This window comes from Caproiciproducens sp. MSJ-32 (genome assembly GCF_018918055.1).
In the GTDB taxonomy this organism is placed as follows: domain Bacteria; phylum Bacillota; class Clostridia; order Clostridiales; family Clostridiaceae; genus Clostridium.
The window spans coordinates 1-24,930 of record NZ_JAHLPS010000002.1 but is presented as its reverse complement, the minus strand read 5'-3'; the positions used below and the strand labels follow the sequence as shown (position 1 = coordinate 24,930).

At 29.0% G+C, this 24,930-nt stretch carries 26 protein-coding genes and 2 pseudogenes; 23 read left to right on the top strand and 5 right to left on the bottom strand.

The window, feature by feature from the left end; translation table 11 throughout:
* Positions 1–141 precede the first annotated feature (141 nt).
* Positions 142–1,014, top strand: a complete 873-nt coding sequence (locus KQI16_RS00180; RefSeq protein WP_119865417.1) for an HDOD domain-containing protein — start codon at positions 142–144, stop codon at positions 1,012–1,014.
* Positions 1,015–1,155: 141 nt separating this feature from the next.
* Positions 1,156–1,383 (top strand): small acid-soluble spore protein Tlp, encoded by a 228-nt coding sequence (gene tlp / locus KQI16_RS00175; protein ID WP_119865416.1) that lies wholly within the window; start codon positions 1,156–1,158, stop codon positions 1,381–1,383.
* 147 nt (positions 1,384–1,530) lie between these two features.
* On the opposite strand, the gene KQI16_RS00170 is transcribed toward tlp, so the two are convergent.
* On the bottom strand, positions 1,531–2,034 hold the full coding sequence (locus tag KQI16_RS00170) for a MogA/MoaB family molybdenum cofactor biosynthesis protein (RefSeq protein ID WP_119865415.1): 504 nt from the start codon (positions 2,032–2,034) through the stop codon (positions 1,531–1,533).
* Positions 2,035–2,288: 254 nt separating this feature from the next.
* On the opposite strand from KQI16_RS00170, the gene moaA reads away from it, so the two are divergent.
* From moaA to KQI16_RS00125, 9 genes are all read left to right on the top strand, one after another.
* Complete coding sequence (moaA, locus tag KQI16_RS00165) at positions 2,289–3,251, top strand: GTP 3',8-cyclase MoaA (protein ID WP_119865414.1); 963 nt, start codon at positions 2,289–2,291, stop codon at positions 3,249–3,251.
* A gap of 1 nt (position 3,252) precedes the next feature.
* Positions 3,253–3,738, top strand: a complete 486-nt coding sequence (moaC, locus tag KQI16_RS00160) for a cyclic pyranopterin monophosphate synthase MoaC (RefSeq protein ID WP_119865413.1) — start codon at positions 3,253–3,255, stop codon at positions 3,736–3,738.
* The gene (locus KQI16_RS00155) at positions 3,739–4,176 is read left to right on the top strand and encodes an MOSC domain-containing protein (protein ID WP_119865412.1); all 438 of its coding nucleotides are present in this window, start codon (positions 3,739–3,741) and stop codon (positions 4,174–4,176) included. It begins immediately after the preceding gene.
* Positions 4,177–4,437: 261 nt separating this feature from the next.
* Entirely contained in the window at positions 4,438–5,187 is a 750-nt protein-coding gene (speD, locus tag KQI16_RS00150) for an adenosylmethionine decarboxylase (protein WP_418223779.1), read from the top strand.
* An 89-nt stretch (positions 5,188–5,276) separates the two neighbouring features.
* Positions 5,277–6,134, top strand: a complete 858-nt coding sequence (gene speE, locus KQI16_RS00145) for a polyamine aminopropyltransferase (RefSeq protein WP_216431418.1) — start codon at positions 5,277–5,279, stop codon at positions 6,132–6,134.
* Between the two features lie 159 nt (positions 6,135–6,293).
* Positions 6,294–7,175: a CPBP family intramembrane glutamic endopeptidase gene (locus tag KQI16_RS00140; protein ID WP_286172808.1), complete on the top strand. Its 882-nt coding sequence runs from the start codon at positions 6,294–6,296 to the stop codon at positions 7,173–7,175.
* A gap of 156 nt (positions 7,176–7,331) precedes the next feature.
* Positions 7,332–8,330, top strand: coding sequence for an ROK family protein (locus KQI16_RS00135; protein ID WP_216431417.1), 999 nt, complete (start codon positions 7,332–7,334; stop codon positions 8,328–8,330).
* A gap of 24 nt (positions 8,331–8,354) precedes the next feature.
* Positions 8,355–9,245, top strand: a complete 891-nt coding sequence (locus tag KQI16_RS00130) for a PHP domain-containing protein (protein WP_119865408.1) — start codon at positions 8,355–8,357, stop codon at positions 9,243–9,245.
* A gap of 49 nt (positions 9,246–9,294) precedes the next feature.
* On the top strand, positions 9,295–9,498 hold the full coding sequence (locus KQI16_RS00125) for a heavy-metal-associated domain-containing protein (RefSeq protein WP_119865407.1): 204 nt from the start codon (positions 9,295–9,297) through the stop codon (positions 9,496–9,498).
* 45 nt (positions 9,499–9,543) lie between these two features.
* Here KQI16_RS00125 and KQI16_RS00120 read toward each other — a convergent pair whose 3' ends face one another.
* Positions 9,544–10,167, bottom strand: a complete 624-nt coding sequence (locus KQI16_RS00120) for a TrkA C-terminal domain-containing protein (RefSeq protein WP_119865406.1) — start codon at positions 10,165–10,167, stop codon at positions 9,544–9,546.
* A 162-nt stretch (positions 10,168–10,329) separates the two neighbouring features.
* On the opposite strand from KQI16_RS00120, the gene KQI16_RS00115 reads away from it, so the two are divergent.
* Together KQI16_RS00115 and KQI16_RS00110 are read left to right on the top strand one after the other, a co-directional pair.
* Complete coding sequence (locus KQI16_RS00115) at positions 10,330–11,457, top strand: ABC transporter ATP-binding protein (protein WP_216431416.1); 1,128 nt, start codon at positions 10,330–10,332, stop codon at positions 11,455–11,457.
* Positions 11,457–13,037: an ABC transporter permease/substrate-binding protein gene (locus tag KQI16_RS00110; RefSeq protein WP_119865404.1), complete on the top strand. Its 1,581-nt coding sequence runs from the start codon at positions 11,457–11,459 to the stop codon at positions 13,035–13,037. Before KQI16_RS00115 ends, KQI16_RS00110 begins: the two co-directional genes overlap by 1 nt.
* A gap of 163 nt (positions 13,038–13,200) precedes the next feature.
* Here KQI16_RS00110 and KQI16_RS00105 read toward each other — a convergent pair whose 3' ends face one another.
* A complete protein-coding gene (locus tag KQI16_RS00105; protein WP_164704093.1) occupies positions 13,201–13,353 on the bottom strand; it encodes a hypothetical protein in 153 nt (50 codons plus the stop codon).
* A gap of 250 nt (positions 13,354–13,603) precedes the next feature.
* On the opposite strand from KQI16_RS00105, the gene KQI16_RS00100 reads away from it, so the two are divergent.
* The 9 genes and pseudogenes from KQI16_RS00100 to KQI16_RS00060 form a co-directional block, all read left to right on the top strand.
* On the top strand, positions 13,604–13,891 hold the full coding sequence (locus KQI16_RS00100) for a DUF503 domain-containing protein (RefSeq protein ID WP_216431415.1): 288 nt from the start codon (positions 13,604–13,606) through the stop codon (positions 13,889–13,891).
* A gap of 19 nt (positions 13,892–13,910) precedes the next feature.
* On the top strand, positions 13,911–15,218 hold the full coding sequence (locus KQI16_RS00095) for a hypothetical protein (protein ID WP_216431414.1): 1,308 nt from the start codon (positions 13,911–13,913) through the stop codon (positions 15,216–15,218).
* 136 nt (positions 15,219–15,354) lie between these two features.
* A complete protein-coding gene (locus KQI16_RS00090; RefSeq protein ID WP_216431413.1) occupies positions 15,355–16,119 on the top strand; it encodes a MurR/RpiR family transcriptional regulator in 765 nt (254 codons plus the stop codon).
* A gap of 119 nt (positions 16,120–16,238) precedes the next feature.
* Entirely contained in the window at positions 16,239–17,813 is a 1,575-nt protein-coding gene (locus KQI16_RS00085) for a PTS transporter subunit EIIC (protein ID WP_216431412.1), read from the top strand.
* A gap of 206 nt (positions 17,814–18,019) precedes the next feature.
* A complete protein-coding gene (locus KQI16_RS00080) occupies positions 18,020–19,354 on the top strand; it encodes a 6-phospho-alpha-glucosidase (protein ID WP_119865399.1) in 1,335 nt (444 codons plus the stop codon).
* 51 nt (positions 19,355–19,405) lie between these two features.
* Positions 19,406–21,121: a dihydroxy-acid dehydratase gene (gene ilvD, locus KQI16_RS00075; protein WP_216431411.1), complete on the top strand. Its 1,716-nt coding sequence runs from the start codon at positions 19,406–19,408 to the stop codon at positions 21,119–21,121.
* A gap of 86 nt (positions 21,122–21,207) precedes the next feature.
* Complete coding sequence (locus tag KQI16_RS00070; protein WP_119865397.1) at positions 21,208–21,966, top strand: DeoR/GlpR family DNA-binding transcription regulator; 759 nt, start codon at positions 21,208–21,210, stop codon at positions 21,964–21,966.
* 171 nt (positions 21,967–22,137) lie between these two features.
* The gene (locus KQI16_RS00065) at positions 22,138–22,878 is read left to right on the top strand and encodes an N-acetylmannosamine-6-phosphate 2-epimerase (protein WP_119865396.1); all 741 of its coding nucleotides are present in this window, start codon (positions 22,138–22,140) and stop codon (positions 22,876–22,878) included.
* Positions 22,878–23,963, top strand: a pseudogene (locus KQI16_RS00060) (pyruvate formate lyase family protein); the annotation flags it as partial. The gene KQI16_RS00065 and the pseudogene KQI16_RS00060, both read left to right, overlap by 1 nt.
* 29 nt (positions 23,964–23,992) lie before the next feature.
* Here the strand turns inward: KQI16_RS00060 and KQI16_RS12805 are convergent.
* Positions 23,993–24,094, bottom strand: coding sequence for a hypothetical protein (locus tag KQI16_RS12805; RefSeq protein ID WP_286172809.1), 102 nt, complete (start codon positions 24,092–24,094; stop codon positions 23,993–23,995).
* 222 nt (positions 24,095–24,316) lie between these two features.
* Positions 24,317–24,622, bottom strand: coding sequence for a PRD domain-containing protein (locus KQI16_RS00050; RefSeq protein WP_216431409.1), 306 nt, complete (start codon positions 24,620–24,622; stop codon positions 24,317–24,319).
* Between the two features lie 101 nt (positions 24,623–24,723).
* Here KQI16_RS00050 and KQI16_RS00045 point away from each other — a divergent pair.
* Positions 24,724–24,930, top strand: a pseudogene (locus KQI16_RS00045) (hypothetical protein); the annotation flags it as partial.

The following is a 24,930-nucleotide window of genomic DNA, read 5'->3' as shown; positions in this document are numbered from 1 at the left end:
TTTGTATTAGTGAAAAAACTATTCTTAATTATGCAAGAAATAGTTGCCGGCAATAATATGTATGATATTTATACTTTATGTTGAAAAGGTTATAGTATTGATGATATATTTAATTTAGAAGAGCGATGAGGGGGAATTTGCATGAGACCTGAAGAAATTTTGGATATTTTGGAAAATAATAATAAAATACCTACTATTAATAAAGAAATTACAGAAATAATAAAAATGTTAAAAAATACTGATACTTTAGATATTGAAGAGTTTTCATATGTAATAAATAGATGTTCTAATTTAAAAGAAGCAATACTTATTAATATTAATTCTGGATATTTTAAATTATTAAGAAAGATAGAATCCTTATCAGATGCTATTAAATTTTTAGGATTGAAAACGGTTGAAAAATTAGTGATAGCCCATCTTGTTAAATCTATAATGCCAGATAATTTAGGACAATCTAAACAACTTGATAGAGATAAGTATTGGAAGCATTGCTTAGGAACTTCTGTTGCAGCAAATTTAATAGCTGAAAAATTAAATAAGGCAGATATATATAAATATTTTGCTTATGGATTAATTCATGATTTAGGTGTAGTTGTATTAGATGTATGTGTTCCAGACTTGATTGATAAGGTTATGGAAAAACAAAGGAAAGGAATGCATCAAATAATTGCCGAAAGAATAGTTATGAATGGTTTTACTCATGAAGATGCTGGAAGATGGCAATGTATTAGATTTGAATTACCTGATGATATTAGATCTATAGTAGAATATCATCATAGACCTCTTCTTGCAAAGAAGTATAAAGAAGAAGTTTATATATTAAGCATAGCAGATTCAATAAGTAATGTATATTATGAAAATTTATTAGCAATTAACACAAAACACGTTTTTAATAAAAAAGTAATGGATGAATTAGGAATTTCAAAAGATGATTTAGAAGAGATTATTGATATTTTACCTGAGAAAGTAGAAGAAGCAAGTAGGCAGATTAACTTTAATATGTTAAGTATATAAATTTTCTCTTTAAAGGTAAAGCTTTTAATAGCTTATTACTGAATAATATAGATTTTTTAATCCAAAATAATAGTGAAAGTGGTTGTCTATATAATCACCTAAAAAACTGCTAAAAACTTTACCTGAAAGGAGAGAATTATAATGAAACATAATCCAGATGATAGAAGAGATAATGTTGAAAGACTTCAAGAAAATATTAGTAATACTATCGAAAATATGCATCGTGCTGAAGAAATGATTGAAAAAACATCAGACGAGAAAATGAAAGAAACTTTACGAGAAAAAAATAAAAGAAGAGAGCAAACATTAGAGGGGCTTAGACAGGAAATAAGGGAAGAAGCATTAGCAAGAGAAAGAGATTACAAATAATCCTATATAAGTTATAGTTCACAGTGAAGAGTTTTAGATGAATTTAGCTAGTTAAAATTTAATTTAGGGAGTAATTCAAAAAGTTGAATTACTCCCTACTATTATAAATTAAATGATCTAGATTGAATTTTAATTGAGAGCGGCACTTTATAAATTATGGATTGGCTCAGCGCAGTTTGCAGTCTTGCCTTTTAAAATTTCCAAGCCATGTTTTAATGTAGGAATAATATATTCTAAGTTTTCTTTACAAGCCTTTGGGCTTCCAGGTAGATTAATAATTAAGGTGTTATTACGAATTCCAGAAACTCCTCTACTTAACATTCCTTTAGGAGTAATAGCTATGCTATAAGCCCTCATAGCTTCAGAAATTCCAGGAACCTGCCTATGGATTATATCTAAGGTTGCTTCAGGCGTCCAGTCTCTAGGGGAAAATCCTGTTCCTCCTGTAGTTAATACTAAATCAAGCTTTAAATCGTCGCATAATTTTATCATTTCCTTACTTAACATTTCTCTATCATCAGGAAGAACTTTATAATATGACAGTTTATAATTATTTCTTAATAAGATTTCCTTAATAGTTTCTGCACTTTTATCTTCTCTTTCACCAGCATATCCTTTATCACTAGCAGTTATAATACCTACCTTAAACAATGCTAACACCGTCCTTAAAATAAATTTAAATTAATATTTATACATTTATTCAAATATTAATATAAAAGTAACTTTATATCAATAGATAGGGTTTTTAGAAAGAGATGATTTTTAATAAAAAGATTGTAAGGGAAGAGAAGCTTGTCTATAATATCTATTATAGTAATTATCAAGGTTAAATTTATATGTACCTTTAAGTGTTTTTTATATATTTAAAAGCCTGGTCCTGTAAATATAAGAATGGGGGATTAGTTATGCTGGATAAGGAAGGTCGAGAAATAACTTATTTAAGAATATCTGTAACTGATTTATGTAATTTAAGATGTAAATATTGTATACCTGAAGAAGGAGTAAATAAGAAGTGCCATTCTGATATACTTACTTTTGAAGAAATTGAAAAAGTAGTCAGAGCTTCAGCAGAACTAGGTATAAATAAAATTAGACTTACTGGAGGAGAACCTTTAGTTAGAAAAGGTATTGTAGATTTAGTCAACAAAATATCTAGTATAGCAGGAATAAAGGAAGTAGTTATGACTACAAATGGAACTTTATTAAAACAGCTGGGAAAAGCCCTAAAAGAAGCAGGATTAAAGAGAGTAAATATTAGTCTTGATACTTTAAAGGAAGATAGATATAAAAATATAACTAGAGATGGGAAAATATCTGATGTTTTAGAAGGATTAGAAGCAGCTAAAGAAGCAGGGTTAAATCCAATCAAGTTAAATGTAGTATTAATAAAAGGCTTTAATGATGATGAAATAGAAGATTTTGTAAACTTAACCATAGATAAGGAGATTGAGGTAAGATTTATTGAGTTAATGCCAATAGGAATAAATGGATTAAAATTTCATGAAAAATTCTTATCAAGTAAAACTGTATTGCAGAAAATTCCTAATTTAATACCTATAGTAAGTAAAGATGAGTTTTCTACAGCTAAGTATTATAAGCTTGAGGGAGCAAAGGGAAAGATAGGACTTATTAATCCTATAAGTCATAATTTTTGTTCAAAATGTAATAGATTTAGATTAACATCAGATGGGAAAATAAAGCCATGCCTTCATTCAAATAGGGAAATAGATATAAAATCAGCACTAAGGGAAGATAAAGATATTATTCCAATTTTAGCAAAGGCAATAAGAGTTAAACCAAAAGAACACCATATAAATGAGGAAGATTATAAACCAATAGATAGGGAAATGTATCAAATAGGAGGATAAGATGAAGTTTACGCATTTTAATGAAAGTGGCAAAGCAAGAATGGTAGATGTTGGAGGAAAAGATGAAACTAAAAGAGTTGCTATTGCAAGAGGAACAATATATATGAGTAAGGAAACTTTAATTAAGGTTAAAGAAGGACATATGAAAAAGGGAGATGTTTTAGCTGTTGCTCAAGTTGCTGGAATAATGGGAGCAAAGAAGACAAGTGAACTTATTCCTATGTGTCATAATATTTTTATAGATGGAGTAGACTTAAGCTTTAAGTTTGATGAAGAAAAATCTGCTATTCATATTGAGGCTGAAGCTAAGACTACAGGAAAAACAGGAGTGGAAATGGAAGCTTTAACAGCTGTTTCTACAGCTGCCCTTACAATTTATGATATGTGCAAATCTATTGATAAAAAAATGATTATTGATAACATAAGATTAGTAAAGAAAACAGGTGGAAAATCAGGAGAATATTTAAGAAATGGAGATATACTTTAAATGGGAAGGGTAGTAGCAGTAAATATTAGCGATATTAAAGGAGTTCCTAAAAGATCAATTCCTGAAGGAAACTTTGTTGAAGACTTTGGTCTAGAAGGAGATGCTCATGCAGGAAAATGGCATAGACAAGTGAGTCTCTTAGGACTTGAAAGTATTAATAAGATGAAATCTTTAAAGGGAGATAAATTTTATAATGGAAAATTTGCAGAAAATCTCACTACAGAAGGAATTATTCTTTATGAGCTGCCTATTGGAACAAAGCTTAAGATTGGTGAAACTATTCAAGAAGTTACTCAAATAGGTAAAGAATGTCATACAGGATGCAATATTCGTAAATTAGTTGGAGATTGTGTTATGCCAAGGGAAGGCATATTTACAAGAGTTATAAAGGGTGGAAGAATTAAAGCAGGAGATAAAATAGAAGTAATTTCTGAATAATAGAATATTAGAATAAAAAGGCTGCAAGCAATAAATCTTGCAGCCTTTTGTTAGTAAAATAATTCCTCAAAAAATTGTTTATAATCAAAATATTTTTATTGAAATATTTTGATCTACATATTAATATTAGTGTTGTATGTATAGAATTAATTTAACAAAAATTTATAATTAGGAGGCTGATTAGATAAATTGTCTATAAATAGAAATAAGAAATTAAAATTACATGGTTTTAACAATTTAACAAAATCCTTATCTTTCAATATGTATGATATATGTTATACAAAAACACCACAAGAAAGAGAAGCATATATACAATACATAGATGAACAGTATAATGCAGAAAGATTAACAGAAATTCTTACGAATGTTACTAATATTATAGGAGCTAATATCCTTAATATTGCAAAGCAGGATTATGACCCACAAGGGGCAAGTGTTACAATTTTGGTGTGTGAGTATCCCATGGAAGAAACTAGTGAAATTACAAAGGCTAGTAATACTAGCAATGAACCAGGACCGCTACCAGAAACTATATTGGCTCATTTGGATAAAAGTCATATTACTGTTCATACTTATCCAGAATATCATCCAGATGATGGAATTTGCACTTTTAGAGCAGATATAGATGTATCAACCTGCGGAGAGATATCGCCTCTTAAGGCCCTTAATTATTTAGTGCATTCCTTTGATTCTGATATTATGACGGTTGATTACAGAGTTAGAGGATTTACAAGAGACATAAAAGGGAAAAAAATATTTATAGATCATAAGATTAATTCTATACAGAATTATATTCCTAAAAGCATAAGTCAAAAGTATGATATGATAGATGTTAATATATATCAAGAGAATATTTTCCATACCAAATTTAAATTAAAAGAGTTTGATTTAGATAATTATTTATTTGGATACACTAAAAATGAATTAACTATAAATGAGATAAATCATATAACTAAAAAGCTTAAGAAGGAAATGGACGAAATATTTTATGGATCCAATACCCCACTATAACAGTAAATTTTATAGTTTTTTATTAAAGGATATATGATTTTAACCTTAATATTTATATAAATAATGAAAGATATGTAAGGAGGAACAGAATGTTAGATTTATGGTATTCAGAAAAACTTTCAGAAGGTGCAAAGTTTTCAATGTTAGTAGATGAACATATTTATAGTGAGCAAACACCATTTCAAAAAATTGACTTTTTCAATACAAAAACCTTTGGCAAATTCTTTACATTAGATGGCTTAATAATGCTTACAGAAAAGGATGAATTTATTTATCATGAAATGATTACTGCTGTACCTATGGCAGTAAACCCTAATATTAAGAAGGTATTAATTATTGGTGGCGGTGATGGTGGTACTGCTAGAGAAATATTAAGATACAATACAATTGAGAAAGTAGATATGGTTGAAATAGATGAAAGAGTTGTTAGGCTATGCCAAAAATATCTGCCAAGTACAGCTTGTAAGTTAGATAATGATGATAGATTAAAATTATACTTTGAAGATGGTCTTGCTTTTGTTAGAGATGCAAAAGAAGGAAGTTATGATTTAATCTTAGTAGATTCTACAGACCCAATTGGACCAGGAGAGGGATTATTCACTCATGAATTCTATAAAAACTGTTATAGAGTTCTTTCTGAAGATGGAATTTTAATAAATCAACATGAAAGTCCATACTATGATGAATATCGCCGCGAAATGAAGAGATCACATAGTAAAATTAAAAATAATTTCCCAATTGCAAAGGTATATCAATTCCATATGCCAACTTATGCTTCAGGACACTGGTTATTTGGATTTGCTTCTAAAAAATATGATCCTGTTGCTGATCTAAAAGCAGATGAATGGAATAGTTTTGGAATCAAGACTAGATACTATAATACAGATCTTCACATAGGAGCTTTTGCTTTGCCTAACTATGTAAAAGAAGAATTAGAAAGTGTATAAATTATTAAATATCGGTGGTATTATACCATCGATATTTTTTTGAATTTTTTATAGCTATAAATTAGAAATTTAAATAGAAAAGTGTTATTTATATGGAGTTTTATGGAAATATGAGATATAATAGTAAAAGTTACTAATTTAATAAATGGAATAATAAATATGATTATGAAAGGCAGTGAAAAAATGAAGGAAAAATTCAAAAGTTTTTTAGCAGCAATAGGTTATTTGGTATTAGTCTTAGCAATTCAATTTGTAGTTTCTGCTGTAGCTGGAATTGTTGTTGGATTTATATATGCATTTACTAGCATATCTGGTGGAAATGAAGTGGATTTTATTCAAATTCAAAATTTCATTGGCAGTTCAATGAATATTATATTTACAATAACTAACGTTATAATAACTGCTACCTTTTTAATAATTTATAAGGTAAGAAAGAAAAGTTTTAAGGAAGAATTACAATTTAGAAAGACAAAAAATATAAATATTATTACTGCAGTTATATTAGGTTTAAGTATTTGGTTATTTGATTCGGGTGTTTTAAGTATAATTCAAGAAGCAGGATTATTAGCAGAGCATTTTGCTACAATGGAAGAAACTCTTTCCCCAATAACTCAAGGTAATATGTTCATTGTAATAATATCAGTAGGAATAATAGGTCCTTTTGTAGAAGAATTAATATTTAGAGGGTTAATTTATAAAACATTAATCAAAAAATTTTCAGTACTTTGGACAATTATTATACAAGCAATATTATTTGGACTTTTCCATTTTAATTTAATTCAAAGTGCTTATGCTACCTTAATGGGAATATTACTTGGATATGCAGTTTATAAGACAAAATCTATATGGCCGGCTGTTTTAATGCATATTGTAAATAATTTAGCATCGAGTATTATACCAGAATTAGTTCCTGAAGCAATTATCACAAGGGGAGTTCATATTGCTTTTATAATATTAGGAACAATTGGTGTATTTGCATCAATTTATCTAATAAAAAGTAAAAATATTTCCGTAGAAGAAAAGCTTAAAATAGAAATTTAGTAAATATAAAATATCTTTTGGGGTGCCTATGGCATCCCATATTTTATGTATAGGAAAATAAAGAATTGACAAAGTATAGAATGCTTTCTATACTTTAATTAAGAAGCTTTATAAAGTTTCTTAATAAAGTTTATTTATAAACTGAGGAGGTGTTGAATGGCTAGGAATATTAACCTTGTAAAAGCTAGTAATTTAGATATATTAAGAAGGGCTCTAAAGGAAAAAAGAGTAGCAACTAAACCTCAATTATCAGAACTAACGGGATTAAGTGTGGTAACAATTAATTCTTTAGTTAATCATCTTATTGAAAATGGAGAAATAATAGAAGGGGAAATGCTGCCTTCTGGAGGAGGAAGACCAGCAGTATCCTATAAATTTAATAGCGAATATAAATTAGCTTTAATTATTTATATGAATGAATGTAATGGAGAAAATTATGCTTATATAGCTGTTGTAAATTTATATGGAGAAATAATAGAAAAGCATAAGAGGATAATGGGAAATATTAAGCTTAAAAGTTTTGACAGTATAATTGAAAAGATACTGTCAAAGTATCCTAATATTGGAGTAATTAGTTTTGGTATGCCTGTGGTAGAAGTTAGTGGAAGGTTATTAATTAGTGATTATCAAGAATTAGAAAATACATTTTTTACATCTTATATAAAAGAAAAATTTAATATTCCAGTATTAATAGAAAATGATATTAATTTAGCAATAGCCGGCTACTGTTTTTCTAATAATATTTCTACAAAAAAAACTGCCATAGGAATATATTTTCCTAATAATTATCCACCTGGTGCCGGCATATATATTAATGGGAAAATTCATAAAGGTAGAAATGGGCTTGCAGGAGAAATAAAATACCTTCCTCATAACAAAATTTATTGGGAAAGTTTTGACTATAATCTCAATAAAATAAGAGAAATAATTGCGAAAACTATATTGTCTTTTAATTGTATGTATAATCCAGATCTTATTGTAGTTTATAACGATAAGATAGATGAAACTATAATTGAGGAAGTTACAAATAATTGCAATTCAGAAATAGAAAGAGTAATGATACCTGAAATAATTATTTCTAAGGAAATTAATAAGGATTTTGAAACTGGCATTAAGCATATTACATTAAAGGAATTAGAAAGTTATAAAGAATAATAATTTTTATAAAGGAGAATTAAGATGAGTTATATTGATTTACACATGCATTCATATATTAGTGATGATGGAGAATTTAGCCCAAAAGAATTAGTTGATTTATGTTTAGAAAAAAAGCAAAAATACTTTGCTATTGCTGATCATAATTCTATTAAAGCTATTGAGGAAGCTATGGATTATTGTCTTGATAAAGAAATTAAAATAATACCGGCAATTGAATTAGATTGTACTATTGGTGAAGTAAATTTACATGTTTTAGGCTATGGCATAGATTATAAAACATCAGCTTTTGATAAAATAGAAGAAGATATAATAATGCAGGAACAAGAAGCTTCTAAAAAACGTATGAAATTAGTTCGTGAGTTAGGCATAGATTTTTCAGATGAAATAATAGAAAAATTATCAAGAAATGGTGTAGTAAATGGAGAAATGATTGCTGAGGCCGCAATGTTATATGATAAGGATAAGAAAAATCCTTTATTACAGCCTTATTACAAAAATGGTTCTAGAAGCGATAATCCTTATGTTAATTTTTATTGGGATTTTTGTGCAAAAGGTAAAGCTGCTTATGCAGAAGTTAAATACATTAGTTTAAAAGAAGCAATCGAAGTTATTGAGAAAAGCGGAGGTGTTCCAGTTTTAGCTCATCCAGGAAATAATGTAAAAGAAGATGAAACATTATTAGAAGAAATTATTTCCCAAGGAATAAAGGGCATGGAAGTGTATAGCAGCTATCATAGCAAGGAACAAGTAGAGTTTTATAAAAATTTTGCTAAAAAACATAATTTATTTTTAACCTGTGGAAGTGATTTTCATGGAAAAACTAAACCAAGTATATCTATAGGTGGAATAGATTGTGAAGATAATGAGGAAAATATTCTATCTAGTTTAAGAAAGTTCATAGAAATAGATTAATTATATTTGGACATACTATATTTGAATTCAAAATGAAAGGAGATATAGTATGGAAAGATTTCATTGTCAGGTTAATGGAATTGCAAATGAAAATATAAAAACACAAATTAAAAACTCTCTTGAAAAAGTAGAGGGAGTAAATAAAGTTTGTGTTGATAAGGCAAGAGGTTCTGTAGAAGTGATTTATAATGAACCTGCAAACCAAGAAGATATAAAAAAATCTATAGAAAAGACAGGTCATAAAATAGAATAATTTAATTAACAGTTGCTAAAGGACATATGTCCTTTAGCAACTGTTTTATTTTTTTGCAAATAAAAAGTCTGGAACAGAAGTTTTTATTTCATCATTTCCAACTACAATAAATACATCCCCACCTTCTATTGTTATGTAAGGACCTGGAGATATAATTAATTTATCATCTCTTTTAATTGCAATTAAAGTTGCTCCAGTATTTTGCCATAACTTAATTTCTGCTGAGGTTTTTCCTATATAAATACAATCTTCTGGAATTGTAAATTCTATTGGTACAATTGCATTTACTTCGTCAAATCTACTTGAGTAATCTATAATTCCATTAATAGATTTTAATAATTCATCTTCTATTTCTTTTCTTTTTTCTAAAAGATTTTGAATTTTTGTTTTATAATCTTTCATACTTGAAATTGATTGATTTCTTTTTAAAAAGGAGACTGCCTGTTCTTTAGAAACAACCAATACCCCCTTACCTTTAATAGCTTTAACTGCTTCTATATCTTCTAAAAGCATAATGGCCCTTCTTATAGTTTCAGGAGATACATTATATTTACTGGCTAAAATAGAGCGGCCATGTAAAATTGTACCTTCTTGAATAGCTCCATTTTTAATTTTATTTGCAATATCTAAGGCAATTTTTTTATATGTAGGAATTGCTGTAGTCATCATTTTTCCTCCGAGGGTTAATAAATTACTTCTAAATAATAATATAAACAAATGCTTTGTGAAATGTCAATCAAATAATATAAGTGAATTTACAGAAAAAAACAAACAACTTGACAAAAGTAACAACTTAGTGATAATATTAAGTTGTTTCAAAGGGGTGGTATTATGATAGAATTTAGAAATGTTAAAAAGAAATATAAGAAAAATACAGTAATAGACAACTTTAACCTTACAATTGAGAAGGGAAAATTAGTAGTACTAATTGGAGCAAGTGGATCAGGAAAGACTACCTTGCTTAAGATGATTAATAGATTAATTCCAATTTCAGATGGTCAAATTTTAATTAATGGTAAAGATATTTATAAAATGGATCCAATTGAATTAAGAAGAAGCATAGGTTATGTTATTCAGCAAACTGGATTGTTTCCACATATGACAGTAAAAGAAAACATAGAAGTAATTCCAAGGCTTATTGGTATGTCCATTGATGAAATAGAGAGAAAAACAATTGAATTATTAAATATGGTTGGATTAGATCCAGAAATATATAGTGACAGATATCCAGCAGAGTTAAGTGGAGGACAGCAGCAAAGAGTAGGAGTTGCTAGAGCATTTGCTGCTGGAGCAGAAATAATTTTAATGGACGAGCCTTTTAGTGCTTTAGACCCTATAACTAGGGCAGAGCTTCAAGAAGAGTTATTTAATATTCAAAAGGAATTTAATAAAACCATAGTATTTGTAACTCATGATATGGATGAAGCCATAAATATTGCAGATAAAATATGTATTTTGCAAAAAGGAAAGATAATTCAATATGATACTCCAGAAAATATTCTAAAAAATCCTGCAGGAGATTATGTTGAAGAATTTATAGGTAAAAATAAGATTTGGAGTAAACCAGAATTTATTAGGGCGGAAGATGTTATGATATCAAAGCCAATCTCGGTATCTGGAAGTAGAAATTTACTTCAAGCTAGAGAAATTATGAGGGATAAGCAGGTTGATAGTTTATTAATTGTAGATAAAGAAAAGAAGCTGGAAGGATATATTACTTTAGAAGATATACAAAATTTAAAGGATAAATCTCTATTGATTAAGGATGTAATGAGAAAAAATCCTGAATTTGTTACTGAAAATATAAGCTTACCTGATTTATTAGAAATTTTTAATAAGCTAAAAAGAGGTTATTTACCAGTTTGCGATAAAAATAGGAAACTTTTAGGATTAATAACAAGAAGCAGTTTAATCTCAGTACTTAGCAGTCAATATATAGAACAAGGAGGGGATAACTAGTGAGGGAGTTTTTAATAAATCTTGCAGCAAGAAAAGAAGAAATATTTTCATTGTTGCTGAAGCATGTAAATTTAACAATAGTGGCAGTATTAATAGCAGTTATTATTGGGGTTCCCCTAGGAATATTTATTACAAATCACAAAAAGCTTGCTAAAGCAGTAATTGGATTTGCAAACTTAGTGCAAGCTATACCTAGTTTGGCTTTACTAGGTTTTTTAATACCATTAACAGGTATTGGATCAACTCCAGCTATAATAATGGTTGTACTATATTCAATGCTTCCAATTATAAAAAATACCTATACAGGAATTACTAATATTAATCCAGATATTATAGAGGCGGCAACGGGTATAGGAATGACAAAGGGACAAGCTCTAAAAAAAGTAAAGATTCCTCTATCTATGCCGGTAATTATGGCAGGAATAAGAATTTCAGCAGTAACAGCTGTAGGTCTTATGACCATTGCTGCTTTTGTTGGAGCAGGTGGCTTGGGATATCTTGTGTTTTCAGGGATTCAAACTGTTGATAATAATTTAATATTATTTGGGGCTATTCCAGCAGCTATATTAGCCTTGCTTATGGACTGGATTACTGGAAAGATAGAACTTGCAGTTGCGCCAAAGGGTATAAAAAGAGCTGATGGAACAATGAAGGTTAAGAGCAATTCAAAAAATAGCAAGAAGAAATTAATTATATCAGGAATAGGAGCAGCAGTTTTAGTTATTGCTTTATTAACGGCTAATCTTCCTTTTAATAAAGGAGGCAAAAGAATTGTAATAGGATCTAAAAATTTTACAGAACAGCTTATTTTAGGTAATGTATTAGATATTTTAATTGAAGATAAAACTGATATTAATGTAGAGACAAAATTAAATCTTGGTGGAACTCAAATAGCCTTTGAAGCTTTAAAGGCTGGAGGAATAGATTTATATGTTGAATATACTGGAACGGCTTATGTTAATTTATTAAACATTAATGATGGTGAGACAAATCCAGATAAGGTTTATAATTTTGTTGAAGAAAGATTTAAGAAGGAATTAGGATTACAATTTTTAGAACCATTAGGTTTTAATAATACTTATGCTATAGCTACAACTAAGGAAATTTCAGAAAAATACAAGCTTAAGAAAGTTTCAGATTTAAATGGAATTTCACAGGATTTATTAATGTCACCTACCATTGAATTTGCAAACAGGGAAGATGGTCTTCTTGGCTTGCAAAAAGTTTATGATTTAAACTTTAAGAAGATCAGTCCTGTAGATGGAGCTTTAAGATATACAGCTCTTATTAATAAGGAGTCTGACTTAATAGATGCTTTTACAACAGATGGTTTAATTGATAAATTTGACTTGACTATATTAGAAGATGACAAGCAATTCTTCCCGCCTTATTATGCTGCGCCTCTTATAAGGATTGATACTTTAGAAAAATATCCTGAGTTAAAAGAGGTATTAAATTTATTAGCTGGAAGGATTACAGATGAAAAAATGAGGGCTTTAAACTTTGAAGTTGATGTAAATGGAAAAGATCCAAAGCTTGTTGCTAATGAATTTTTAGTGAGGGAAGGACTTATTGACTAAGCCTTGTTTAGTCAAATTTACAGTTTAAAATGTATAGATTAAGGATTGTTTTTAGAATATTGAAAATTTTAAATTTAATATAATTCTACCATTAAATAATATATTAAAAAGGAAGATTTTCTTTCAATGGAAAATCTTCCTTTTGTTTAATTTAAACTTTTTATTATTTAAAGTTTGGTATTATTTCGTTTCTTTCAATTCTTTTTAAATCTTTTAATCTTAAATGAGTTTCATCCATAATTTTATCATAGGATTCTCCAGCAATTAGCATTTTCTTTGCTTTATCATGCAAATCCTTATCTATTGCATAGGCCATAGTTTTTTACCTCCTTAAAATTTATTTCATAAATAGTTTGTCCATATAAAATGAGCTTATTCAATAGTTATTATTCATAATTAACCATAAAATTTTAGAATTTTTATATAATAACTATTGAATTATTATTTAGTAATAAGCTATATAATAAAGATAAGAATAAAGGAATATTTAAGCATAAAATAAATATTTAAAAAATTTTTTGGAATAATAAAATAATGGAAATTTGAAAAAAGAATAGGAGAAAATTATGAGAATATTAATAATGCGCGTTACCCTAAGAGCATCCTGGGTTCACTCCTTAAAGGAAAAGAGAATGGTTATTAAAAGTATAATGCAAAAATTAAAAAATAAATTTAATATTTCAGTAAGTGAAGTTGCTGAGCAGGATATTCATCAAATCTTGGTTATTGGGATTGCAGCAGTTTGTGGATCATCTGCTCAAATATCTTCAATAATGGAAAATATTATTAGTTTTATAGAGGAAAATTGTGATGCGGAAATCACAAATATTGAAAATGAGGAAGAGCTATTTTAATAATAAGGAGTTTTAGCAAATGAAAAATTATATTAAAAGAACTTTTTTTCTAATAATATTCTTATTTTTTATAGGTGAACTTATTTTAGCTTTACCAATAATGAATAAGGATATTAATGCTGCAGTAGTAGTTAAAAAAGATGAAATTTGGGCAGTTAATATAAACGATACAAAAGAAAAGGCTTTGCTTAAGGAAGGCGAAAACTATAAATATCCTATAATTTCAAAGGAAGGTTATGTGGCTTTTAAAAATGAAAAAAACGAATTGTTTATAGCTAAAATTAATTTTAATAATAAGCAAGAAAGTTTTAGAGTTAGTGACAAAGTATCTTCTTACATATGGAACAATGAAGGAAATTTACTTTTTTCTAAATATACAGGAGGCTTATATCTTTTTGATGTTAATAATAAATCAGTTAATGATATTAAAGCAGAAAAGGAATATTATTTACAATTAGCTTTAGGAAAAGATAATACTATTTATGGACTAAAAAATGAAGGAATGACTGATGAAAACAGTTATCCAATGCCATTAGGGATTGTGGAATTAGATTTAAATACAAAAAAGGAAAATATGATTGTGCCTTATAAGCCTGCAAGTTTAGAGAATGATGGATTAGGATTAAATCCCGCTATTGCAGCAATTTCAAAAGATGGTACAAAGTTAATAATATGGCTAAGACCTAATTCAGCCTCAATTACGGCAGATGGAGTTCCTATAGGAATTTATGATTCTGTAACTAAAGAATTTAAAGAGATAAAAAATGAGGAAATTATTGTACTTACCTATAAAGATATGCTCGCTTTATCACCTAAGGATAATAATATTATTGCTTTAATAAATAGTTCATCTAGATTTATGAATATAAATAAAGTTTTAGGAATTTTAAATATTGAAAAGGATAATTTTATAAAAATTACTAAAGATAATGAATCAGCAATGACACCTAGTTTTTCAAAGGATGGAAATAAAATAATTTATTCTTCCTCACCATCCATGGAAGAGATGCAAGAGTGGGAAGCATCTAATAATCAAAATATATATGAGGTTAATTTAGAAAATAAAGAAATAATAAAGCTTACAAATTCTAAAGATGGATTTGACTTTTGGCCTAAATACCTAAGTGATAAGGAATTTATTTTTATAAGAAAAGACAGAAATAATAAGTTTTCACTCATGAAGGGAAATAAAGAAGGCAAAGAAGAAATAATCATTGATGAAATAATTAGCCCAAAAGATGCAGCTTTAGAAGCAGATTTTTGGTATTATGGACATTATAATATGAATAAAATTTTTGACTTTATGGCTATTAAAGGAGATAATTAAATATAAAAAGTTCCCAAGTTAAAATTAAGCTTTTGGCAGCTTTTAAGAAATATTATATAAGCTCTTAGAAATTAATTAATTTTTTTCTATTAGCCTTTATTGGGGCTATGAATTTGGGAGATTAGGGGGAAATATAATGGATTTATCAAAACTTATCGAAAATAAGAATCTTACTGAAACAGAAATTAATGTTTTAAATTATATAATAGATAACATTAATGAAGTAAATAAATTAGGGGTAAGAGGAGTTGCAAAAGAAAATTTTACTTCTACTTCAACAATTATGAGGTTAGCAAAGAAACTTGGCTATTCAGGTTTCTTAGAAATGCAGTATAATTTAGCCTCTATAAAGAGGAATGGAATAAGTGATAATTTAAATGAAAGTGATTTTGTTAATAGTTTAAATATGGATAGTCTACTAAAGGAAAATAGTACACAGGCTATTAATAGTTTTGTAGACTTATTATTTCAAGATGATAATAAATTTATTTTTATATATGCAAATGGTTTTTCTGGAATTATAGCTGAATATATTAATAAAAAACTTTTAGTTATGGGAAAAAGGTGTATTTTTTCAAATGGGACAGATTCTATTGGGGTTTTTGAAAATAATTTAGATTATATTAGCAGTATTATTGTAGTATCAAAATCAGGGGAAACTCCAATGGTTTTAAATAAGGTAATAACTGCAAAAGATTATGGAATTAAGGTAGTATCTTTTACAAATGAACGTGAAAATAGTATAAGCAAACTTGCAGATATATCTTTTAAAATTGAAGATGCTAATAAATTAGATGATAGAAATTTAATGCCAAATACATTTTTTCCAAAGGTATTGGTATTAGTTGAGTTATTAGTATATGAGTATTATAAAAGAAAAAAGAGTATTAAAAATGAGTAACGTGTTATCTAATTGAGTAACACGTTTTTTTGAAGGCAAAATCTATATACATATAAGATTTCGCTATTTATAATATGGCTTGTAAATGATTTCTTATTTAAATAAATGGAGGGAAAAAAATGAAAGAAAAGATAATGAACCAATTACAAAACTTTTCTAAGGGAATGTTTGTACCAGTACTAATCTTACCAATAGCAGGTATAATAATTGCTTTAGGAAATATTTTAACAAATGCAAAGTTAGCAGAAGTTTTGCCATTTTTACAAAACGATCTAGTTTTTGGACTAGGAAAAATGCTATCAGGCTCATTAGTTTCAATTTTAACAAATCTAGGTATTATTTTTTGTGTAGGATTATCTGTAGGATTAGCTAAAAAGAAAAAAGCAGAAGCTGGATTTACATCATTATTAGTATTTTTAGTATTTATAAATGCAATGAATATATTTTTAACTTTAACTGAAAAATTAGTACCGGCAGATGCATTAAGAGGAAGTGGACAAACAACTGTATTAGGTGTTCAAGTACTTGATATGGGAGTATTTTTAGGAATTATTTTAGGGATAGTTGTTTCATATGTTCATAATAAATATTGTGAAAAGGAATTCAATGGAGCATTTCAAATATATGGAGGAACTAGATTAGTATTTATTATTCTTATTCCAGTAACTGTTTTATTAGCTGTAGTTTTTAGTTTTGTATGGCCGTTTGTACAAAAATTTATTAACAGCACAGGAACATTTATTCAAAATGCAGGTAATTTAGGAATTTTCGTGTATGGAACTTTAGAAAGACTATTAATCCCAACTGGCTTACATCATTTAGTTTATACTCCTTTCTTATATAGTTCTTTAGGTGGAGTTGCTGAAATTGGCGGTCAAGTATTAGAAGGTTCAAGAAATATTTATTTTGCAGAAATGGCAGATCCAACAATAGCAAAACTTTCTGCATCAGTAATTTGGGATGCAAGAGGGCTTTCAAAGATGTTTGGTTTAATTGGTGCATGCTTAGCAATGTATCATACTGCATTACCAAAGAATAAGACTAAGATTAAAGCTATATTAATTCCAGCAGCTGTTACTTCTATACTAGCAGGGGTTACTGAACCTATAGAATTCTCCTTTATGTTTGCAGCACCAATACTATTTGTATTACATGCATTCTTAAGCGGTGCAGGAATGGTTGTATTAAATATATTAGGAATTAGAGCAATAGGCCCAAATGGTTTTATAGATTTCTTATTATATAATGTACCTCTTGGAATAGAAAAAACAGGTTGGCCAATGTTTATCTTAATAGGCTTAGGACAGTTTGTGCTTTATTATCTTATCTTTAGAGCTGTGATAACTAAGTATAATCTTAAGACTCCAGGAAGAGAAGAAGAGGGAGAAACAAAACTTTATACAAAGAAAGATTACAAGGAAAAAAAGGAAGCAGAGAAGCTTTCAGAAGAATTAGCATCCGTAATAGTTAAAGGTCTTGGCGGGGCTGATAATATTGTAAAAGTAGATAATTGTTATACAAGATTAAGATTAATTGTAAAAGATTCGTCATTGGTTGATACTGCTTTATTAAAAGAAGAAACTCAAGCTAATGGAGTAATTATTAAAGGGGATAATGTACAGGTAGTTTATGGCTTAAGAGTAAATGGAGTAAGAAAGAGTGTAGATGAATATCTTGGAATAGAAGCAAATTAAGGATATTTTTATTAATAAAAGGGGCATTAAAATATGGTCCCTTTTATTATGAAAATTTATAGAAAAGAAACAGGTTACAAGCTTAAGTAACATGTTTTTATAAGGCTTAAAAAGGTTTACTGGGGAATATTACTTTCCTATAATAAGCACATAAGAAAGAAGAAATTTAAAATCTTTTAGAGAACTAAGAAAGGATGATTAAGCTTATGAATAAAGATAAAAAATTTTCAGTAGTAATAGCAGGTGGAGGAAGTACATTTACTCCAGGAATAGTAATGATGTTACTAGATAATTTAGATAGATTTCCACTAAGAAAATTAAAATTATATGATAATGATAAAGAACGTCAAGAAATTATAGGTAAAGCTTTAGAAATCTTATTAAAGGAAAATGCACCAGAAATAGAATTTTCTTATACAGTAGATCCAGAAGAAGCTTTTACTGATGTAGATTTTTGTATGGCTCATATTCGTGTTGGCAAATATGAAATGCGTGAAAAGGATGAGAAAATTCCATTAAAGTATGGAGTTGTTGGACAAGAAACTTGCGGACCTGGAGGAATTGCTTATGGAATGAGATCTATAGGTGGAATGTTAGAATTAATAGATTATATGGAAAAATATTCTCCAAATTGCTGGATGTTAAATTATTCAAATCCTGCAGCTATAGTTGCTGAAGCTTGTCGTGTTTTAAAACCAAATTCAAAGGTTTTAAATATTTGTGATATGCCTGTAGGAACTTTACGTCGTATGTCTCAAATAGTTGGTTTAACTCCTGCTGATTTAGAAGTTAACTACTTTGGATTAAATCATTTTGGATGGTGGACAAGTGTAAGGGATAAAGAAGGAAATGATTTAATGCCAAAATTAATAGAATATGTTAAAGAACACGGTTATTTAAATCAAATTGAAGTTGATACTCAACATACAGAACCAAGCTGGCAGGAAACTCATAAAAAAGCAAAAGATTTAATAGCCTTAGACCCAAATTATTTACCAAATACTTATTTAAAATATTATTTATATCCTGATTATGTTGTTGAACATTCTAATCCAGAGTTTACAAGAGCTAATGAAGTAATGAATGGTAGAGAAAAGAATGTATTTGAAGCAGCAAAAAAAATAATTAAAGAAGGAACAGCAAAGGGAGGAGAATTCCATATAGATTCCCATGCTACATTTATAGTTGATTTAGCAAGAGCAATTGCATATAACACTCATGAAAGAATGTTATGTATAGTTGAAAATAAAGGTGCTATAGTAAATTTTGATCCAACAGCAATGGTTGAAGTTCCTTGCATTGTAGGAAGTAATGGTCCTGAGCCATTAGTTCAAGGTGAGATACCAAGATTCCAAAAAGGATTAATGGAACAACAAGTAGCAGTTGAAAAATTAGTAGTTGAAGCATGGATAGAAGGAAGTTACTTAAAATTATGGCAAGCATTAACTTTATCAAAGACGGTACCAAGTGCTAAAGTAGCAAAGGATATTTTAGATGAGTTAATTGAAGCCAATAAAGGTTATTGGCCAGAGCTTAAGTAATAAAAATATAGGGGCAATTAAGCAGCCCCTTATTTAATATGGGAGGATAATATGATAAGTCAAGAAATAAGAAAAATAGCTCCAGAAATGGATCCTCTTCGTAGAGGAATGGGATATACATCAGAAGATTTATCAAAAGTACAAATAATAATTGAAAGTACTTTTGGTGACAGCCACCCAGGCAGCGTACATTTATTAAAATTTGTAAATAATGCAGTAAAGGGAGTAGGGGAAAAAGGAGGAAAGGCATCAAGGTTTTTTGCAACAGACATATGTGATGGAATGGCTCAGGGACATGACGGAATAAATTATTCCTTAGCGTCAAGAGATGCCCTTGCAAATCTTATCGAAATTCATGCCAATGCAACCCCTTTTGATGGAGGAGTATTTATCACTAGTTGTGATAAGGGGGTTCCTGCTCATTTAATGGCAATTGGAAGAATTAATATACCATCAATTGTTGTTACTGGCGGAGTAATGAAGGCTGGTCCAAATCTTTTGACATTAGAGCAAATAGGAACTTATAGTGCTATGGAAAGACGAGGAGAAATTACTGAGGAGGAATTAACATATTATAAAAATAATGCCTGCCCATCGGCTGGTTCATGTTCCTTTATGGGGACAGCGGCAACTATGCAGATTATGGCTGAAGCATTAGGATTAATGCTGCCAGGAAGTTCAGTAATGCCTGCAAACTGTGAAGATTTAGAAAAAGTTGCAATTGAAGCAGGTAAACAAGTAGTAGAATTAGCTAAAAAAAATTTAAGAGCAAGGGACATTGTTACAGCAAAATCTTTTGAGAATGCAATAATTATACATGCTGCAATTTCTGGTTCTAGCAATTCACTTTTACACATTCCAGCTATAGCCCATGAATTTGGAATAGAATTGGATGCTGAAGCCTTTGATAAAATTCACCGATATGCGCCATATTTATTAAATATCCGCCCAACAGGTAAATGGCCTGCAGAATATTTCTATTATGCAGGAGGGGTACCAGCAATAATGGAAGAGCTTAAAGAACTATTACATTTAGATGTAATGACAGTAACAGGAAAAACTTTAGGAGAAAACTTAGAAGATCTAAAGAAAAATGGATATTATGAAAAATGTTATGAATATTTAAAAGAAACTGGCCTAAAGAAAGAAGATATTATTAGACCATATACTAATCCAATAGGAAAGAATGGAGCTATTGCAATATTAAGAGGAAACATTGCTCCAGATGGTGCAGTTGTTAAACATTCAGCAGTTCCAAAGGAGATGCATAAGGCTATACTTAAGGCAAGGCCTTTTGATAGTGAAGAAGAAGCAATAGAAGCAGTATTAACTAAAAAAATTAAACCTGGTGATGCTGTATTTATTAGATATGAGGGCCCAAAGGGAAGTGGGATGCCAGAGATGTTTTATACTACGGAAGCAATTTCTTCAGATGAAGAACTAGCTGCTAGTATTGCATTAATTACTGATGGAAGATTTTCTGGCGCCTCTAGGGGGCCAGCAATAGGACATGTTTCCCCAGAAGCTGCAGAGGGAGGGCCAATTGCTTTAGTAGAAGAAAACGACTTAATAGAAATAGATATTGAAAATAGAATTCTTCAAATGGTAGGAGTAAATGGAGAAAGAATGCCTTTAGAAGAAATTGAGAAAATTTTAAATAAACGTAAAGAGAGTTGGAAGGCTAGAAAAAATAAATATGAATCTGGAATATTAAAACTATATTCAGATAGAGCTGTTTCACCAATGAAGGGTGGATACATGGAATAGATTATATATAATTGAAAATAAATGAAATTATTTGATTGAAGTTGTTAAAGGAATGAATTATAATTTCCTTATTGGGAGGGAATTATATGATAGCATCTGAAAGGAAAATATTTATAATTAATGAGTTAAATAAAAAGGGAGTTGTTAATTTAAAGGAAATAGCCGCTCAATTAAATATATCTGAGGCAACGGTTAGAAGGGATTTTGAGAAGTTAGAAAAAGAAGGAAAGTTAAAAAGAGTTCTTGGAGGAGCTACAATAACCGATGAAAATTATCCATTGTTAGATAATGCAGAATTAACAATGAATGAAAAAATTTCATTAAATTACGAAGAAAAAAATAAGATTTCAATTTATGCCTCTCAATTTGTTAAAGATGGCGATTGTGTTTTTATAGATGGTGGAACAACCTTAGTACCTTTAATTAGGTATTTATCAGAAAAGAGAATAAAGATAGTTACTCATAGTAATTTGGCAATGAGTAAGATAATAAATAATGTAAATGCTGAAATTTTTCTTATTGGAGGCTTATATCTACCTTATTATGGCATGAGTGTAGGGCCAATTGCTCAAAATATGCTGAAAAATTTTCATTTTGATCATGCTTTTATTGGCTGTTCAGGAGTAGATTTAGAGGCTGGAATTAGCTATACTACTGAAGTTGAGAGTCCTATAATGAAAACTATTGCCATGGAAAATTCAAAGCATAGTTATTTACTAATAGATTCAAGTAAGTTAGATAAAAGAGGTTTTTTTAAATTTAAAAGCTTAGATGAATTTGATAAAATTATTTGTAATTCTTCTTCAACTGAATTAGAAATACCAGAAAATTTTATATTTATTTAAAATAAAGAAAAGTAATTGAAGGATTCTTTAGCGCTATTGTTAAAGGATCCTTTTTTTTATGTTTATAGTTGAATATGATTGCAAATAAATGAAAGAATATGATTGAAAATGAAATATTATTAGATTATAATATAAATATAAAATGGAAAAAATTACAAAGGGGATTGGAATATGAGAGATAAAAAGAAAGAATTATTAGAAGCATTAAAAAACGGTTTAATAGTATCTTGCCAGGTACAAAAGGATGATCCAATATATACTGAGGATATTGTTGTAAAAATGGCAGAAGCTGCAAAATGGGCAGGGGCGGTTGGAATAAGGGCAAACTCACCAGAACAAATAAGAGCAATTAAAGAAAAGGTTGATTTACCGGTGATAGGCTTATATAAAATATGGCATGAGGATACAGATGTATTTATTACTCCTACTTTAGAAGCAGCTAAAGAAGTTTGGGAAGCAGGTGCAGAAATTATAGCTCTTGATTGTACAAGCCAAATTACTCATGAAAAAACTAGGGCATATGAATTACTTCCAAAATTAAAGGCAGAAATCCCTGAAGCTATTATTTTTGCTGATATATCTACTTATGATGAGGCAGAAAGGGCAATAGAATTAGGAGCCGATATAGTAGCACCTACTTTATATGGATATACAGAAGAAACAAAAAATATAGAGGGGCCTGACTTTAGGGAATTTGCTAGAATGTGCAGGGATTTTAAAGATAGGGCTTATGTAATAATGGAAGGACATATTTATAGTCCTGAAGATGCCATAAAAGCCTTGTATTTAGGTGCTCATGCAGTTGTTGTTGGAAGTGCAATTACAAGACCTCATTTAACGGCCAAACGTTTTGTTGATCTTATGAGTGGTTATAAGGAAAATTGGAGAGAAGCTGAAAGGAGGAAGCATTAATGACTAAATTAAATGTAAATGCACCTCAAAATGCTGAAGTAAGCAAAAAGCTTCCTTGCGAAAAGCCTTTAATAGTACAATTAGAAATAATGGAGACTTATACAAAAGTTCATAAAGCCACTGCCGGTTTAGCAAAGGAATTAAGGGAAATTGAATGTTTAAAGGTATTATATCCTACACTTTTTAGAGAAATAGAAGATTGTGACAAAATTATAGGGAGATTAGATTTTCTTCCTATTGGCTTTGGTTCAGTTACTTCTATTGGTGGTGTTGGACATTACTGTGTCTTTAGTAAATTATTAGACTTTAAAAATAAGTTTGAAGATGAAAATATAAAAAAGAGAATAGATAAGCTTTATGAATATTGGCTTAAAAATGATACTAAAGCCTTATATTGTAATGATGTACTACAGGAAAATATAATAGGCGCTTTTATAGATTGTGAATATCCCTTAATTGCAACAGCTAGATTAAGTGGAATGATGTTAGATTATCATAAGCTGTTAGATTTAGGAATTGGAGGCTTGAGAGCTTTAATAGAGGAGCATTTAAAAGAGGATAAGAATAACAATTTTTATATTGCTTCCTTAAAGGCTTTAGACTTATTTGTTGACTGTGTTGAATATTTAAAGGACATGGTAAAAAGAAAGATAAAAACTGCTGACACTAAAAGAAAAAAAGAATTGAAGCTTATATATGAAAGCTTGGAAATAATAAAAAAAGACAAACCGAAATCCTTTCATCAAGCAATGCAATTATTTTGGCTTTATGCACTTCTAGCAGGAGTAATAAATTACGGCAGGCTAGATGATTATTTAGGACCATTTTTAAAAAATGATTTGGATAATAATGTAATAACTGAAGAAGAAGCAATAAGTTATATGAGGTCTCTATGGACTTTAATTGAAAATAGAAGAACTACTGTAAATGGGAGAATAATCGTAGGAGGAAAGGGAAGAAGGAATCCTGAAACTGCTGATTTATTTACAAGATTAGCTATAAGGGTTACTAGAGAATGCAAGTATGTTGAGCCTCAATTTACTTTAAGATTTTCTAAAGAAACTCCAGAGGATATTATAGATTTGGCTTTGGATAGCTTGGGAGAAGGAGTAACTTACCCAACCTTATATAATTTGTATTTTTCAATTAAATCATCAGTGCCTTCACCTGCTACAAAGGATACAGTAGCAACATTTTTTTGTTTTCCAAAAATCATTTCAGAGGATTTTAATAGCTCTTTTGAAAATGATCCATGAGTTGCTATGATTACTGCTATCAATTAATATCATCTCCTTCCTTAAATTTCTTCACTATTATATATAGCAAAAAAGATGCCAATTATGTGTATCAGAGTTAAAATTTTCATCTGAACTAGCATAATTGGCACTTTATATAAATATAAAATTTTTATTTGATACAGATAAAATAAAAATTGATACTAATTTTTGGGAATTTCTGTTACATAAGCATTAAAAGTATCAGTAAGTTGATACTCTTTAATAATATCAACCATGTAATATAGCTCGTCTTCTGATAATTCTAAAGATAAAGCTTTTTTAAATATCAAATTAGCATCTTTTAGTGTATCAAAATATAATTTGTCTAAAGGATTTCTTTTTGCGTTATAGGACAGTTCGTTTTTTAAGATAACTCTTTCTAAGGCACAAGCTAAATGAGTCATAATACTAAGCCTCTTATTATTTTTATATTCAACTTGGATTCGGCAAGTAATGCCGAAAGGCATTGAAATTAAAGGATTTTTTGTTCAAAAAAATTAAAAAGAAATCATCCCTTTTTAGTGTTAAAATATAATTACAAAAAACAAAACACAAAAGGGTGATTTCTATGAATAGTTTACAACAAAATCAAAAAAATTTAAAGAAAAAAATTAGGTTTTTAAACATAAAGGCAAAATTTAATGATACGAAAGTTTCTTCTGTAGCAACTTTTTCTTATGTGGAATCCTTTAAACAAATAATAGGATTACCAACTATTTTAGAAAAAGGCGTAACCTATAAGAAGGCCGCTAATTCTACTTTTAATACTGCAGAA

Excerpts from the sequence above, each read along its gene's own strand:
- KQI16_RS00180 (WP_119865417.1), top strand. The coding sequence starts at position 142 with ATGAGACCTGAAGAAATTTTGGATATTTTGGAAAATAATAATAAAATA.
- tlp (WP_119865416.1), top strand. The coding sequence starts at position 1,156 with ATGAAACATAATCCAGATGATAGAAGAGATAATGTTGAAAGACTTCAA.
- moaA (WP_119865414.1), top strand. The coding sequence starts at position 2,289 with ATGCTGGATAAGGAAGGTCGAGAAATAACTTATTTAAGAATATCTGTA.
- moaC (WP_119865413.1), top strand. The coding sequence starts at position 3,253 with ATGAAGTTTACGCATTTTAATGAAAGTGGCAAAGCAAGAATGGTAGAT.
- KQI16_RS00155 (WP_119865412.1), top strand. The coding sequence starts at position 3,739 with ATGGGAAGGGTAGTAGCAGTAAATATTAGCGATATTAAAGGAGTTCCT.
- speD (WP_418223779.1), top strand. The coding sequence starts at position 4,438 with ATGTATGATATATGTTATACAAAAACACCACAAGAAAGAGAAGCATAT.
- speE (WP_216431418.1), top strand. The coding sequence starts at position 5,277 with ATGTTAGATTTATGGTATTCAGAAAAACTTTCAGAAGGTGCAAAGTTT.
- KQI16_RS00140 (WP_286172808.1), top strand. The coding sequence starts at position 6,294 with ATGATTATGAAAGGCAGTGAAAAAATGAAGGAAAAATTCAAAAGTTTT.
- KQI16_RS00135 (WP_216431417.1), top strand. The coding sequence starts at position 7,332 with ATGGCTAGGAATATTAACCTTGTAAAAGCTAGTAATTTAGATATATTA.
- KQI16_RS00130 (WP_119865408.1), top strand. The coding sequence starts at position 8,355 with ATGAGTTATATTGATTTACACATGCATTCATATATTAGTGATGATGGA.
- KQI16_RS00125 (WP_119865407.1), top strand. The coding sequence starts at position 9,295 with ATGGAAAGATTTCATTGTCAGGTTAATGGAATTGCAAATGAAAATATA.
- KQI16_RS00120 (WP_119865406.1), bottom strand. The coding sequence starts at position 10,167 with ATGATGACTACAGCAATTCCTACATATAAAAAAATTGCCTTAGATATT.
- KQI16_RS00115 (WP_216431416.1), top strand. The coding sequence starts at position 10,330 with ATGATAGAATTTAGAAATGTTAAAAAGAAATATAAGAAAAATACAGTA.
- KQI16_RS00105 (WP_164704093.1), bottom strand. The coding sequence starts at position 13,353 with ATGGCCTATGCAATAGATAAGGATTTGCATGATAAAGCAAAGAAAATG.
- KQI16_RS00100 (WP_216431415.1), top strand. The coding sequence starts at position 13,604 with ATGAGAATATTAATAATGCGCGTTACCCTAAGAGCATCCTGGGTTCAC.
- KQI16_RS00095 (WP_216431414.1), top strand. The coding sequence starts at position 13,911 with ATGAAAAATTATATTAAAAGAACTTTTTTTCTAATAATATTCTTATTT.
- KQI16_RS00090 (WP_216431413.1), top strand. The coding sequence starts at position 15,355 with ATGGATTTATCAAAACTTATCGAAAATAAGAATCTTACTGAAACAGAA.
- KQI16_RS00085 (WP_216431412.1), top strand. The coding sequence starts at position 16,239 with ATGAAAGAAAAGATAATGAACCAATTACAAAACTTTTCTAAGGGAATG.
- KQI16_RS00080 (WP_119865399.1), top strand. The coding sequence starts at position 18,020 with ATGAATAAAGATAAAAAATTTTCAGTAGTAATAGCAGGTGGAGGAAGT.
- ilvD (WP_216431411.1), top strand. The coding sequence starts at position 19,406 with ATGATAAGTCAAGAAATAAGAAAAATAGCTCCAGAAATGGATCCTCTT.
- KQI16_RS00070 (WP_119865397.1), top strand. The coding sequence starts at position 21,208 with ATGATAGCATCTGAAAGGAAAATATTTATAATTAATGAGTTAAATAAA.
- KQI16_RS00065 (WP_119865396.1), top strand. The coding sequence starts at position 22,138 with ATGAGAGATAAAAAGAAAGAATTATTAGAAGCATTAAAAAACGGTTTA.
- KQI16_RS12805 (WP_286172809.1), bottom strand. The coding sequence starts at position 24,094 with ATGATTTTTGGAAAACAAAAAAATGTTGCTACTGTATCCTTTGTAGCA.
- KQI16_RS00050 (WP_216431409.1), bottom strand. The coding sequence starts at position 24,622 with ATGCCTTTCGGCATTACTTGCCGAATCCAAGTTGAATATAAAAATAAT.